General features: G+C 54.8%; 11 protein-coding genes, 1 pseudogene and 1 other annotated feature. Of the genes and pseudogenes, 6 read left to right on the top strand and 6 right to left on the bottom strand.

All coding sequences use genetic code 11. The features are described from left to right. Window positions 1-76: 76 nt before the first annotated feature. Genes ABEG21_RS21650 through ABEG21_RS21640 form a run of 3 tightly spaced genes read left to right on the top strand, consistent with a single transcriptional unit; the run spans window position 77 to window position 3037 of the window. Window positions 77-1168: a glycosyltransferase gene (locus ABEG21_RS21650; RefSeq protein WP_347558631.1), complete on the top strand. Its 1092-nt coding sequence runs from the start codon at window positions 77-79 to the stop codon at window positions 1166-1168. Further along, window positions 1161-2213, top strand: a complete 1053-nt coding sequence (locus ABEG21_RS21645) for a hypothetical protein (RefSeq protein ID WP_347558630.1) — start codon at window positions 1161-1163, stop codon at window positions 2211-2213. The genes ABEG21_RS21650 and ABEG21_RS21645 overlap by 8 nt, the downstream gene beginning before the upstream one ends. Continuing rightward, complete coding sequence (locus ABEG21_RS21640) at window positions 2210-3037, top strand: galactosyltransferase-related protein (RefSeq protein WP_347558629.1); 828 nt, start codon at window positions 2210-2212, stop codon at window positions 3035-3037. Before ABEG21_RS21645 ends, ABEG21_RS21640 begins: the two co-directional genes overlap by 4 nt. 481 nt (window positions 3038-3518) lie before the next feature. Here ABEG21_RS21640 and ABEG21_RS21635 read toward each other — a convergent pair. Together ABEG21_RS21635 and ABEG21_RS21630 are read right to left on the bottom strand one after the other, a co-directional pair. Then, window positions 3519-4753, bottom strand: a protein-coding gene (locus ABEG21_RS21635; protein ID WP_347557067.1) for an IS3 family transposase whose coding sequence is annotated in 2 segments (ribosomal slippage) — window positions 3519-4474 and window positions 4474-4753 — 1236 coding nt in all. Because the reading frame shifts where the segments join, the coding sequence is not laid out codon by codon here. After that, window positions 4359-4475 (bottom strand) — a sequence feature (AL1L pseudoknot). It overlaps the preceding gene by 117 nt. Window positions 4754-5326: 573 nt before the next feature. Then, on the bottom strand, window positions 5327-6208 hold the full coding sequence (locus ABEG21_RS21630) for a manganese catalase family protein (RefSeq protein ID WP_347558628.1): 882 nt from the start codon (window positions 6206-6208) through the stop codon (window positions 5327-5329). Between the two features lie 1468 nt (window positions 6209-7676). Here ABEG21_RS21630 and ABEG21_RS21625 point away from each other — a divergent pair. Then, window positions 7677-8926: pseudogene (locus tag ABEG21_RS21625) on the top strand (IS256 family transposase). Between the two features lie 85 nt (window positions 8927-9011). Here the strand turns inward: ABEG21_RS21625 and ABEG21_RS21620 are convergent. Continuing rightward, window positions 9012-9188, bottom strand: coding sequence for a CsbD family protein (locus ABEG21_RS21620; RefSeq protein ID WP_347558627.1), 177 nt, complete (start codon window positions 9186-9188; stop codon window positions 9012-9014). 313 nt (window positions 9189-9501) lie between these two features. Here ABEG21_RS21620 and ABEG21_RS21615 point away from each other — a divergent pair, with 313 nt between their 5' ends. Continuing rightward, the gene (locus ABEG21_RS21615) at window positions 9502-10167 is read left to right on the top strand and encodes a glycosyltransferase (RefSeq protein ID WP_347558626.1); all 666 of its coding nucleotides are present in this window, start codon (window positions 9502-9504) and stop codon (window positions 10165-10167) included. A 273-nt stretch (window positions 10168-10440) separates the two neighbouring features. Then, the gene (locus ABEG21_RS21610) at window positions 10441-10731 is read left to right on the top strand and encodes an H-NS histone family protein (RefSeq protein ID WP_347558625.1); all 291 of its coding nucleotides are present in this window, start codon (window positions 10441-10443) and stop codon (window positions 10729-10731) included. Window positions 10732-10932: 201 nt separating this feature from the next. Here ABEG21_RS21610 and ABEG21_RS21605 read toward each other — a convergent pair whose 3' ends face one another. From ABEG21_RS21605 to ABEG21_RS21595, 3 genes are all read right to left on the bottom strand, one after another. Next, window positions 10933-11694 carry an EAL domain-containing protein gene (locus ABEG21_RS21605; RefSeq protein WP_347558624.1) on the bottom strand — a complete coding sequence of 254 codons (762 nt, stop codon included), beginning with the start codon at window positions 11692-11694 and terminating at the stop codon, window positions 10933-10935. Between the two features lie 180 nt (window positions 11695-11874). Then, window positions 11875-12924, bottom strand: coding sequence for a methyl-accepting chemotaxis protein (locus ABEG21_RS21600; RefSeq protein WP_347558623.1), 1050 nt, complete (start codon window positions 12922-12924; stop codon window positions 11875-11877). A gap of 29 nt (window positions 12925-12953) precedes the next feature. Next, a complete protein-coding gene (locus ABEG21_RS21595; RefSeq protein ID WP_347558622.1) occupies window positions 12954-13394 on the bottom strand; it encodes an MCP four helix bundle domain-containing protein in 441 nt (146 codons plus the stop codon). Window positions 13395-13686: the final 292 nt, after the last annotated feature.

Below are 13686 nucleotides of genomic sequence, written 5' to 3'. Positions count from 1 at the left end.
TCTCTCAAAGATTGGAGCCTCCTCAAAATCCGGCTCGGTTCACACCTCGTTTTCCTATATGAGACAAGTGAACTGAATGAATCGATTGCGGGTCGGTATTCTTACTCATATAAAACATCCGATTCGCCAACCTTTCGCAGGAGGTCTGGAGGCGTTTACCTACGACGTGACACTCGCACTTAGAGCACGAGGGCATGATGTAACCCTGTTCGCGAGCTCGCGTTCCGCGCCCGAGTTGCTACACACATCGATCATCAGCGACGACGACTATGACCCAGATGGGGTGGATAGTCGCGGCAAAAAAGAAGCTTTCTTTCGTGAATACCTTGGTGAGCACGTCGCCTATATGCAATGTATGCAAGGCATTGATGCTCAACGCTTTGACGTCATCTTCAATAATTCTCTTCACTACGTCCGAATTACCATGGGCAGTATCGTCGCGACGCCCATGCTAACGGTGCTCCACACGCCCCCTTTCTTCGAGATGACTAGCGCGTTTTCCGCGGTAGCGCAGAAACCAACGCAGCGTGTCTGCACCATTTCGCATGCCAACGCTACAAACTGGTCTAAGTGGGTAACCCCTTGTGAAGTAATCCACAACGGAATCGATGTGACCATGTGGAAGCCCACTTCGGAAAAGCCTCGTAACCGCGCTATGTGGTACGGCCGAATCGTGCCGGACAAAGGTCTGCATCATGCGATTGATGCTGCGAAAGCCGCAGGGATCCCGCTGGATATTGCAGGCCACGCAAACGACCGGTCTTATTTCCAGACCGAGATTGCTCCTCGCCTCGACGCTGACGTGATCTATCTCGGTCATCTTAGCCGAAATGAAGTCATTGAACATTTGCAGCGTGCCGCTGTTTGCGTCGTCTCACCCTGTTGGGACGAGCCATTCGGGTTAGTGGTTGCAGAGGCTCTTGCCTGCGGGACCCCTGTTGCGGCTTATGGCCGCGGCGGTTTGGTTGAACTACTCACGCCTGAGACCGGTGTACTAGCGAAGCCTGGCGACGCGTCTTCGCTTGCTTGCGCCATTAAACAGGCTATAGAGCTTGATCGCGAAGTTTGTCGGCAACACGCAGTACGTCATTTTGGCCGGGACAAGATGCTAGACAGCTACGAAAAGGTTTTGTTCGAGCTTGCAGAGCTGAGACAAGTCAATGCATAACGTCAAAATTGGCTATTACGCGCATCATCATGGCAGCGGGCACTTGCAACGCGCACATCTGATCGCGCGACATATGAGAAGCCGGCTTACGATCTTCACAAGCGCTGGGGATGGTGGAAATTCGCGTTCGCTCGCGGAGATCGTCACCCTGCCCATCGATACTGATGACCGCAGTCGAGAACATAATGTTACAGGATTGCACTATGCGCCGCTTGCCTTAGAAGGCATCGCGCGCCGTATGTCAATAATGAGTAGTTGGTTTCGTGACCACTGGCCATGCGTACTTGTCGTGGATGTATCCGTCGAAGTCGCACTATTCGCTCGCTTACACTCGGTACCGGTCGTCTATGTCAGGCAAAATGGCGCACGCGATGATTTGCCTCATCGGCTTGCATATGCCGCATCAAGCCAGCTCTTGTCGCCTTTTCCCGAAGCGCTCAGCACCCTACGCGAAAGCGACGAATGGCGTGAGAAGACTGTCTACACTGACTTCATATCTCGCTTTGCGCCTCGCACTGATTCCCACGAAATTGATCCACACACTGTGGCTGTGTTGATCGGCAAGGGTGGTACATCGCTGAGCGCCAAAGACATGTATGAGGCCGCTCAGGCTACACCACATTGGCGATGGACCGTCCTAGGGCCAGTCGACAAACCCTCCAAAGCAGATTGCCCCGAAAACATCCGCTTCATGGGCCTAGTATCCTCGCCGGGCGCAATTCTATCTCGCTCAGAAATCGTTATAGGATCCGCCGGCGACAACGTCGTTGCCGAAATGGCATCGCTAAGAGCAAGATTCATTTGCTTCGCCGAAAAAAGGCCATTTGATGAGCAAAGCGCAACGGGTGAGATGTTGGCGCGCCTGGGCCTTGCTTTATTTATCAAAGAATGGCCCGACGCATCGTTTTGGCCTGCTTTACTCGCACGCGCGGCAAAGTTTGACTGCAAACGCTGGGACAACGTAGGCGCCGGTGGCGCCCGAAAGGCAGCCCTGGTCATCCAAAATTTAGCCAACCGGTTCGAGCGGGAGGGAGCGTTACCTTGACGAGTATACTGACCCTGGTACATAACCGGCCGGAGCACTTAGACAATCTCATTAAGGGTTTAGAAAAATCGATCGTCGCTCCTAGTGAGTTGGTCATCGTGCACATGAATGAGTCGGCGGTACGGGCTCGGTCAGAGGCGTTTCCTATTATCACCAAAACGCTGCAAGTCAACCAAAAATCGCTGCCGCTCGCACAAGCCCGCAATCTTGCAGTCTGCTCCGCCCATTCGGAACAATTGCTATTTCTCGACGTTGACTGCATTCCTGCACCTACCTTTTTGGCAGATCACCAAGTGGCGCTCATACGAGACCCGAAGGCGATTCATCAGGGAGTTGTACGTTACCTTTCTGAGCCCGTTGAGATGCGTACTGCTACCATCGCCAACTTGTCGACACGCTCAGCAGTCCATCCGCTGCAAGCTGATCGGCAAGCACACGACATCCTCCCCTATGCCCTATTTTGGTCGCTAAACTTTTCTTGCTATCGCGACACGTTCAATCATGTAGGAGGATTCGATGTTGCGTACACCGGATACGGGGGTGAAGATACAGACTTCAGTTTTACAGCGCAACGTATGGGTGTTCCCTTGCGCGCATCTACTGCGCTTGCGTTCCACCAGTATCATGCAGCATATGACCCGCCGCTTAATCACTTTGTAGACATCGTGCAAAACGCCCGCGTTTTCAAAGCCAAGTGGGATGAATGGCCCATGATGGGTTGGCTGCAGGCTTTTGAGGCAAGAGGTTACCTTCAGCTCGCCGATGGCAATATATCAATAATTCGGCACCCGAGTAGCGAAGAAATCCGCGCGGCTCTTGTTTAAGCAGCGGTTAAATTATCTACCTATCGTGCCTTAGATGTGCAGCGTATAAAAAACAAACCCATGATCGGCTCGCTCAAAATTACCGATATGCAGTTTTGGCTGAATCGAATGCATCAGCATATGTACTTATGTTCATTTACGGCGGCATTTTGCCGTTGAGTCGATGCCAAAAACAGCACAGGGGGCCGATGGGTTGGATCCCATGAGAATAGCATCCGCACCTTGGTACGTCGCGTTACGGAGAAGACCATGTTGCAGATATGAGCGAAAGTATTAGCGCCTACCAGCGAAACCCGTGCAATGCCGCCTTTCCCCCGATTCGGCTATCCGTACCGGACGCCGGACGCCCGCGTTTCGCCGAGTAATGCGCTCGGTAGTCACATACCCTGCGCGTGAGTGTGAATGAAGCAGAAAATCCTCAACTTCATGAGAAGCAAAGTTGACGTGTGAACCACGCCGGGTTTCGTGGAGGCCGGTTGGTTTAAGTTAATACTGCCTCGGCGACGTTGATTTTGCCGTGACGGTAGTAGTTTGCCTCAGCTTCGGCTGGAGGGATATAACCGAGTGGCCCCATCAGACGATGATGGTTGAACCAAGCGACCCATTCCAACGTTGCGACTTCCACCGATTCGCGCGTTTTCCACGAACCGCGCCTGTGAATCACCTCTGCCTTGTACAATCCGTTGATGGTTTCAGCGAGCGCGTTGTCATAGCTATCGCCGCGACTTCCAACCGATGGTTCAATGCCCGCAGTACTTAATCGTTCGCTATAGCGAATGCTTAGATATTGAGATCCGCGATCCGAGTGATGCACCAATTTCTCATCGTTTGACGGTTGCCTTGCGTAAAGTGCCTGTTCTAAAGCATCCAAAACGAAATCGGTCGTCATCGAAGAGCTTACCCGCCATCCCACAATCCGCCGCGCGAAGACGTCAATGACGAATGCCACGTACAGCCACCCTTGCCAAGTAGACACGTACGTGAAATCCGAAACCCACAGCTGGTTCGGACGTTCGGCCTTGAAATGGCGGTTGACGCGATCCAGGGGGCACGGCGCGCTCTGATCGGGTATCGTCGTGCGAACGCGTTTGCCTCGCATTACACCGCGCAGACCGTGTCGTTTCATTAGACGTTGCACGGTACAGCGCGCGACCGTAATCCCTTCTCGATTGAGCTGCTTCCAGACCTTCGGCACGCCGTAGACCTGACGGTTAGCCTCCCAGACCCGCTTTACCTCTGGGCTGAGCATCTCGTCGCGTACTGCGCGGGGTGGGCGTTGCGAAGGATCCCGCAAACGCGCTGCATGGCGCCAGTAAGCCGACGGGGCCATCTGCAAAACCTTGCAGATCGGCTCGACCCCAAACGTGTCGCGATGCTGATCGACAAACGCCCTTAGGACTTCAGCCGGCGGTCGAGCTCCGCCTGGGCGAAAAAAGCGCTGGCGAGCTTCAAGATCTCGTTGGCGCGGCGCAATTCCTTGACCTCGCGCTCCAGCGCTTTTACGCGCTCACGCTCGGTACTCGTCGCGCCGTCACGCTCGCCCGAGTCGACCTCTTCACGCTGCACCCAGGCAAGTAACGTCGCGCTGGAACACCCGATCATGGGGGCAATCGACTCGACCGCCGCCCACATCGATGAATGCTCGCCGCGCTGTTCGCGAACTAGGCGAACGGCCCGCTCGCGCACTTCCGGGGAAAACTTCGATTTCTTGTTCATAGCTCCATTCTCTCAAAGATTGGAGCCTCCTCAAAATCCGGCTCGGTTCAGTGAGTGCGTGGAAATGTGTAGGAGAAGTTTCGTAACAGTTGCCTAGAAAAGTTAGGAAAGGGCGCCTCGCTTTGATGGTGTGGTCGGAACTGCTTATTAAGGCACTATGCAATCGCCCATGGGTCGCAACGTAGATGCGGGCCGCAGTGTCGGTCAAATCCCTCTTCGCGTGACTGTATGGTAATCGATGGATGCCTCAGCACTCAGCCATGAGCGCGAAGCGTTGCGCTTGCCGATTTAGGCTGTGGAATCGGGGACGCTACGCTAATAACAGACGTTGCGATGCGGTCATACGCCATACCTCGAGAAACCGCGGCCATTGGACAGGGTGACAACCGTAGCCCCTTGCAACTAGATATCAGAGTAGGCTGTAAAAAGCGTACGTTCGTTGAAAGAAAAAACAAAAAGCCCGCGTATTAACAACGCGAGCTCCCGCGTATCTTCTGATCACCATCAGAACTTGCTGCGTATCCTCTCGCAATGACCGTCAGATCTTTAGGTACCTAGCTCAGCTTGTGCTGGCTAGATCGAGTCTTGGACGCCCTTTCCGGATCCTAAGTCGGCGCCGGTAAGTGGGTTCGATTTGACATCTGACTTTGTGCGAGTGGCCATCGCCTCCAATGCCGCTACGTCTTCGGGGGCGCCATTCGCAGTTGCAGTGCCGCTGCCCCCGTCCACTGCCGGCTGCGGCGACTCTACAAACTCCCACTGGTCGCCCGAGTTCCATGGACCCTTCACATCATCCCCGGAGGACATGTTGTAGTAGACGCTAGCAAATTCTGGCTTGCCAGGCAACTTGCCTTGCGGGAAGTTCGGTTGAATCGAGTGTAGCGCCTTTTCAAAGGATTTTTGATGTGCGATTTCTCGCGTCATCAGAAATCCGAGCGCATCTTTCACACCGGCGTCGTCGGTGACATTGATTAATCGCTCATAGACAATTTTTGCGCGGGCTTCCGCCGCAATGTTGGAGCGGAGGTCAGCCGTCGGCTCCCCGATCGTATCGACATACGCGGCAGTCCATGGGGTGCCCGCAGAGTTCGTCAACGCAGGGCCGCCGCCGTAGAGCAGCGACGTGATATGAGAATCGTTGCCGCCGCCCGTCATCGATCGATAGAGCGCGGCTTCTTCCTCAATGCCTTCAGCCAGCTGCCCCTTTGCGCCCTTATTTAACATGGCGACAATCGAGCCAATGATTTCCAGATGGCTCAGTTCTTCTGTAGCGATGTCGAATAGCAGATCCTTGCGGCCCGGGTCGTCCTCAGCGATCGCTTGCGTAAAGTACCTGCACGCCGCTGCAAGTTCGCCTTGCGGACCGCCAAACTGTTCAAGCAAGAGATTAGCGAGACCTGGGTTTGCGCCCGCGACGCGAACCGTGTATTGCAACCGCTTATTGTGCATAAACATATGATGGCTCCTGTGATTGACAGCGTTCATCGCTTAGTACTATTTCGCTGTTCCCGAGCAGCGGGTTCAATTAGACAACCGCCCCCCTCGCTTTCGTCGAGGCGCTCGGGTCTCAGAGGCTAGCTCTGGCTTCTTGCGGTCTAGCCGCAGTGGAAAAATGCGAAATGCCCTCTGCCAGTCGCAGAAAGCGTGCCTTGCCCCGAATAGCCAGGGTAGCTAGAATCTCAAACGGTCGTTCGTTTTAACTTTTTATTGAGGCGGTCTGAGTGTAGGTATTGATTAATTATTTTACGAAAATTGAGAGTTTCATTGTTACGGCGATAAACATGGCGTTTCGGAAAATTTTTCGTGATCTATATCGCGGCGAGGGGAGTAAGCCTCCATTCAACTTCAACCGCGACAAGCGAGCACAGCTCGCACCTTACCTTCATGCGCATTGTTGGAGCGCCAGAACCGGTGAGTATTTTGTAAAACATCTTGGTCGGCATTTACGCGTTGTCTTTCAGCTGAGCGTCGGCCTCGCTATAACTTGGTGCGCTTATCGAGGCTATATATGAAATGGAGAATGTTTGCCGAACCAGCTGGTGCTTTGCCGGCAGGCGCGCGAACGTTCACGCGGGTATATGTTCAACGGATTGAAAAACATACCTCTCGAAACGAATCGTTTGCCAACATCAAGAACGCCGAGACTTTGCGCGCCTACATAGGCGATCTTGGTTAGTCCATGGGATTCGCCGGTATCATGCAGCCTGACGAATTTCGTCTTGTGACACGTGCACACGTCATAGTATGGCGGAGATGGCTCGAGAAACGCGCGTGGTTTAACATGACGATCGGGAGTACGCTCGCTGCGCTTTAATGATTTTAAACTGCCTGTGCAAGAGGACCGCTGTTGGCTTCAAACCGGTCAAAAATAGGATGCCAACGTATTTACACGCATTAAGCGGCTGTGAGCCGTACCGAGCCGCGAAGCACACGCTGGGTGGCCTGTTGAGCTCAGAATCACTACTGATTGCGTATTCCGCTGTCTTTTCGCAAGCGTTGAATTTTCGACCAATTCGGTCACTGGTGTACATAGCCTCGCGCAACCGGTGCAAACAATGCTTTATATCACGAAGTTGATATTGCTAAAGTCCTAGAGTGGCCTGGGCATGCCACATTGCGATGACTCGTATCTTTGATCGCCGCCAGAGCCGCCCTAAATACTCGCCAACCTTTAATATTGCGTAATAGCACCCGGGGACGGCTGCGATCGGCAGCTTGCAATTACGTGGTCGGCTGGCCGATTATCCCCTCGTGCGTCTTACGCACTTTCAGCTTAAGGGATCAGCACTCGGCAGTGCGCCAGCGTTGCTGGTCGGCTTCTTTGGATCAGACACCGGATCGTTGGGGCTGCCTACTTCATCGTCATTTGAGGGAGTGTCAGAAATTTTGTGTGTGAGGCTACCATTATGGAAATGGAGCCGTTATGCCACGCAAACCCAAGACACCGCCACGCGAACTGCCGTCAATTCCTAAAGAGCTGATTGACCAATTGGCATCAGGCCCGATGACGGCAGGTTCAATCGAAGATCTGTCCGCCGCCTTGAAGAAAGCGCTCATTGAGCGCGCCTTGGGCGCTGAACTCGGTCAGCATCTGGGCTACGCGCCCGGGGCCGCGAAGCCCGCAACCGCCACGAATCAGCGCAACGGGCACAGCGCCAAGAAGGTGCTCACATCCGATGGCCCACTACACCTGCAGATTCCACGGGACCGCGATTCCAGCTTCGAGCCGATTCTGATCCCGAAGCACGAGCGCCGATTCACGGGCTTCGACGACAAGATTATTGCCATGTACGCACGCGGCATGACGGTGCGTGAGATTCAGGCATTTTTGCAGGAGCAGTACGGCACCGAGGTGTCACCGGAGTTTATCAGCTCGGTCACCGACGCCGTGATGGACGAGGTTCTCGCCTGGCAGGGCCGTCCACTCGAACCGATGTATCCGGTGGTCTTCTTCGACGCTTTGCGGGTAAAAATCCGTGCCGATGGCTTGGTCCGTAACAAGGCCGTGTATCTGGCCTTGGGCGTGCTGCCGGACGGATCGCGTGACATTCTGGGTCTGTGGATCGAGAACACCGAGGGAGCTAAGTTCTGGATGAAGGTCTTCAACGACCTGAAGACGCGCGGCGTGCACGACACTTGATCGCCGTCACGGATGGGCTGCAAGGCATGGAGCAAGCGCTGGGTGCCGTGTTCCCGAAGACGACCTTACAGACGTGCATCGTGCATCTGATTCGCAGCAGCCTGGATTACGCGAACTGGAAGGACCGTAAGGCGCTGGCCGCCGCGCTCAAGCCGGTGTACGCCGCACCAAGTGCCGAAGCCGCTGCGGCCGAACTCGATGCGTTCGATGAAGGCGAATGGGGACGTCGATATCCGACAGTAGCCGCAGCATGGCGACGAGTATGGGAACGTGTCATTCCCTTCTTTACGTTCCCGCCAGCGGTGCGCAAGGTGATTTACACGACAAACGCGCTGGAGAGCGTTAATGCGGGTTTGCGCAAGATCATTGGCACACGCGGCCACTTCCCGAGTGATGAGGCAGCAACGAAGCTGCTATGGCTGGTGCTGCGCAACATCACGGCTGGCTGGAAGCGCGCGGAACATGATTGGAAAGCGGCGATGAATCAATTCGCGATACTGTACGGGGAGCGCTTCACGCATCCCTATGACTGAGATACCCTGAAACCGCTGCCCGCCGGAAAGCGGGTTGCATTAACCGCCTCGAACACAAAAAATCTGACAGTCCCGCTCAGCGAGCCTAATGCGACTGCTTTGCCTGTTCAGCCGCGTCACCTGCGGCCTTTTCCACTTTCCCTGCACCTTGCTGGGCGTGACCCTTGGCTTCTTGTGCCTTGTCACCCGTCACCTTTCCGACCATTTGACCAACCTTGCCCTTGACTTGATCCTTCATGCCTTCGGTTTGTGCCTTATTCATGGCCTATCTCCTATGACGGTTGCAGAAAAGCGTAGATACCATTGACTATAGAGTAATGAGCCAAGGCCAAAGCGGGTATTAGGCGACATCTTATTCATGTGTCAGACCACTCTGACATCCAGGCGCGGAATTATTCGCTCGGCTTAATACTGTCCATGCTAGTCCGGTGGATCAGCAGACGCAGCCGCAACCGAGGCGGAACAGATTCTGCTTACGCTCGCCTGTCACCGTTTCAAAACAATCGCATCGGCCTTGCCGACCGCGCGGCGCGCACCTACCGCCGCATTCAGTGGTCTTCGACCAAGAAAACTCTATGCTAGGCATTGTTATCCCTGCCCATAACGAGCAGGACTGCATCGAAGCAAGCGTAACGGCGGCCGCAATCGCGGCGAACCACCCTACTTTGCTCGGCGAGCAGGCCGTCGTCATCGTTGTTGCCGACGGCTGTCGCGATCGCACTGCGGAATTGGCCAGAAGCTGCGGGGCGACTGTCATTGAAGTCGATAACAAGAACGTCGGCGCCTCGCGTGCGATCGGCGCGGCTGCCGCAATTGCGCTCGGCGCACGCTGGCTAGCATTTACCGATGCCGACACCATCGTGGCCCCAGACTGGCTTACCTGTCAGCTTTCGTGCGCAGCTGACGCGGTTTGCGGCACCGTCAGCGTGTCAGTTTGGCCAACAAAAGCAGAAATAGCGCGCACTTGCTTCCTCCGATCCTACCGAGACGAGGATGGGCATTCGCATATCCACGGCGCAAATTTCGGCGTGAGCACGGCTGCCTACTTGACCGCAGGCGGGTTCCAAGACCTGACAGTCCATGAGGATGTCGCTCTGGTCAGGGCGCTGGAAGGCACTGGGGCGATGATCTGTTGGAGTGCGCTCCCACGCGTGGAGACAAGCGCTCGGCTCCATTCGCGGACCGTAGCTGGATTTGGCGCTACGCTGTGCGGATGGAACGACGGCCTGTTCGCGGCCTGAGCGGCCCGCCGATAGGCGGGGTGCAGTTTTTGCGCACGCTTCTTTTTGCCTGACACTCAAATTGGTCTTATTACGCCCCATGCATGCGACTGCGCAGAGATCATTCGCGTAGAGGTGCGCCTCGCTTGCCACAAGGACACAGATCCCCTAGCCCCTGCCGCTGGGATCTTTTCTGCTGCGGAGCTTGTGGGTGTTTGCGCCACGCACACGAATTTTGTCGCGGCGCTCGAGTGGATATACTTTGCACCTAAATTTCAACCTATAGGGGGAGCAATGTCAGAGAGGCTTGCAGATCTTCTCGCCCAGCGCGCAACATTGAATGACGCTATTGAGAAAGCGGAGAAGATAGAGAGATCAAATGCGCTAGAAAAAGCGCGTGAACTCATCGCAGTATTTAACCTGACAGCGAAAGATATCGGATTGAATAACGCGAAGCACCATTTTGAAGTACGCAAGCCACTCGTCGCGAAATATAGAGATCCAGAATCAGGTCTGACTTGGGCAGGGCGCGGGAAAGCCCCAAAATGGATCCGTGACAAAGACCGCGAAAGTTTCAGGTTGTAATCGATCTGAATCACAGCATCCACACCGAGACCCATAGACCCGGCTGACCGTTTCGACGGTGTGGAGCGCAGCGTTTTTGCCACTAGTTGGGAGTGCGCCGTTAGGGGCGCCACACGGACGGTCAGCTGCTGGCGCAGCGTTGCGCGAGCATCGCACCGATTGTTTTCACTTTGCGGTTTGACCGAACTTAAGTTGATATCTTCACAGCAGTGAAGTGTGAAACACGTTATCCGGAACCACAGCCAAGCTCTTAAATGCGGGCTTCGCAAAATAGAAGCCCTGCATCAGGGTTATCCCTTGCGCAAGTAGAAAATCGCGCTCCTCCTGCGTTTCGATTCCTTCGGCGATGACTTGGACGCCGAGATCTCGACAAATGGCCAGCACACCTTTGACGACGCTTTGACGCGCTTTATCTTGGTCAATGCCGCGCAACAGATGCATGTCGAGCTTTATCAGGTCCGGCTGAAAATCGACAAGCAGCGAAAGCCCGGAATGACCTGCGCCAAAATCATCGATTGCGGTTTTGAATCCAAAGCGTTGGTAGGCCCTGAATATGTTGACGAGGTGCTCGCGGCTCACCATCGTCTCGCTCTCAGATGTCTCAAAAATGATGCGATCGATTGGAAATCCGTATTGGTCTGCCGCAGCAAAAGTGCTTCGGATACACGCCTCTGGCTGATACACAGCATTCGGCATGAAATTAATAGACAGCCGGCATTGAACGCCAAGTTCAGCGGCCTGCGCGATCGCCGCAGTCCGACAGCGCTGGTCAAATTGATATCGATTGGCGTCTTGGACCTGGGCGAGAACGGATTGCGCAGACTCTCCCGATGGGCCGCGAACCAGCGCTTCATGCGCGTAAATCGACCCATCACCGAGGTCAACGATTGGCTGAAGCGCAAATGCCAAGTCAATTTGACCGACTTCCGTGCTTCGACAACCGGCACACCCTCGAACGTTCATTTTGTATCTCGATTTGCCCGCATAGTACTTACGCACCTAGCTGGCAATTGGTTCCGAAACCCAATTATTGCCTGCTATGTTTCTGTTTACGGCAAGCGGTAGGAAATCATGAGCTTTCGGCGAGCAAGATAGTAAAACGGGCACCATGCCAGTCGTATGCCTAGACTTGGAATTGTTCGACTACAGTTCTGAGGTTTCGCGACTGCTCAGACATCGTCGTGCGGAAGTGGCGGCCGCCTCAACCAGCACCGCGTTGCGCTGCGTTAGAGCGTCCATCTGCGCGACGGCTTTATTGACTTGCTCAATGCCGGTTTGCTGCTCTGCTGTGGCCGTCGTTATTTCTCCCATCAGGCGCTTTACATTGTCCACGGACGTCACAACGCTCGCTAGCGTGATCCCCGCCTCCTCTGCAAGGACGCGACCTTGTTGTATTCCGGAAACCGACTGGCTGATGAGATCCTTCGTCTCTTTGGCCGCCCCCGAGCTTCGGAGAGCGAGCGCTCGCACCTCGCTCGCGACCACAGCAAACCCGCGTCCATGTTGCCCCGCCCGCGCGGCCTCCACTGCGGCATTCAGGGCGAGAATATTCGTCTGGAACGCGATGCCTTCAGTTACGCCGATGATCTCCGAGACGCGAGCGGAATGGTTCGAGATCGCCTGCATAGTTTCGACTACTCGGCTGACCACAGCGCCACCAGTTTGCGCGATTTGAGATGCCTCACTCGAGAGCGCATTGCCGTTTCTGGCATTTTCCGCATTTTGCCGAACGGTCGCCGTAAGTTCCTCCATACTGGCGGCGGTTTGGGCCAAGGCCCCCGCTTGCTCATTCGTGCGGGAGGAAAGGTTGACGTTTCCACTGGCAATTTCTTCGGCGGCCGATGCCACCCGTATACTCGTATGGTGGATTTCCTTGACCATCCCCCCCAACTGCGCGTTCATTTTGGATAAAGCGCGTAGTAGACGACTCGTCTCGTCCTTGCCCGTCGCATTGATTGGAGAGCTGAGGTCGCCGGTTGCGACCGTTTTTGCAATACCAACCGCCGTGACGAGCGGGCGCGTAATCGAACGGGATACGGTAATTGCTACTGCGATACCGACTAGCAATGCAATCAGCAGCAGGCTAAGGGTCACGCCCACAATCGTCTTATACGTCGCATCTGCCTCAGCAGCTGCGGCAGATGCGCCGGCAGCGCTTCGTTTGACTGCTTTCTCGATAAGGTCGGAAAGCACGGTGAATTTTGCAACGGCCGCATGAGACGCTATTTCCCGCGCAGCGGCGAAAGATTCTCCCTGCCGGCAGCGGTATCGATGCCTCGCTGTTCGACCGGAAGATAGCCTTGCCACGCCGCATCAATGTCGCGCGCGAGCGTCTCGTCTACGTGAGCTGCTTGTGTTGCCTGGTATTGCTGCCAAGCTATCCCATAGGCGGCAATCGCCACGTTATGCGCCTTGACCTTTCCTGCCCTTTCGGTCGGCGTGAGCGCTAACAAATAACCCTGCGCGGTCCTGTGCGCGTTCTGCGCTTCGTTGCGCAATTCACCCAAGTTTTGTACGGCAATTAGCCAATCCGATGCTAGCTCGGTGACGCGAGCATGCAGTCGCGCCGTCTGAATGAGCGAACCAATACCAATGATCAGGGTGATGGCGATCGTGACACCGAACCCGAGAGTCAGTCTTGTACTTATGCGAATGTTATTCATATCGTTATTTCTCAAGCATCGCCGAGCGTCCCGGCGTACGTTTAGTTAACGACAATTCAAGCGATTGTTTTGAATAGAACGTTACAAAAGTTACAGTTAAAATAGATATAAGACGGTAATTTATTTACCGTTTTAGAATTTAATCGGTATTTTTCCGATTTTTGCAATTTAAAAATGCACCGACGCGGGCGTAAGCGATGGGTGAAACCAGGTCTGTGATCTGCTATTAATGGGGGTATGAAGGAATGACGCGCTCCCTACGCCGCCCTTGCCGACCGACCTATTCGGCCCC

Origin of the sequence: Robbsia sp. KACC 23696 (genome assembly GCF_039852015.1) — a bacterium.
Lineage (GTDB): Bacteria > Pseudomonadota > Gammaproteobacteria > Burkholderiales > Burkholderiaceae > Robbsia.
Note: the sequence above shows the minus strand (reverse complement) of the source record. Positions and strands in the feature narration are given on the sequence as shown.

Bases quoted from the DNA above. Each gene is read 5' to 3' on its own strand.
- ABEG21_RS21650 (WP_347558631.1), top strand. From the start codon at position 77: ATGAATCGATTGCGGGTCGGTATTCTTACTCATATAAAACATCCGATT.
- ABEG21_RS21645 (WP_347558630.1), top strand. From the start codon at position 1,161: ATGCATAACGTCAAAATTGGCTATTACGCGCATCATCATGGCAGCGGG.
- ABEG21_RS21630 (WP_347558628.1), bottom strand. From the start codon at position 6,208: ATGTTTATGCACAATAAGCGGTTGCAATACACGGTTCGCGTCGCGGGC.
- ABEG21_RS21620 (WP_347558627.1), bottom strand. From the start codon at position 9,188: ATGAATAAGGCACAAACCGAAGGCATGAAGGATCAAGTCAAGGGCAAG.
- ABEG21_RS21615 (WP_347558626.1), top strand. From the start codon at position 9,502: ATGCTAGGCATTGTTATCCCTGCCCATAACGAGCAGGACTGCATCGAA.
- ABEG21_RS21610 (WP_347558625.1), top strand. From the start codon at position 10,441: ATGTCAGAGAGGCTTGCAGATCTTCTCGCCCAGCGCGCAACATTGAAT.
- ABEG21_RS21605 (WP_347558624.1), bottom strand. From the start codon at position 11,694: ATGAACGTTCGAGGGTGTGCCGGTTGTCGAAGCACGGAAGTCGGTCAA.
- ABEG21_RS21595 (WP_347558622.1), bottom strand. From the start codon at position 13,394: ATGAATAACATTCGCATAAGTACAAGACTGACTCTCGGGTTCGGTGTC.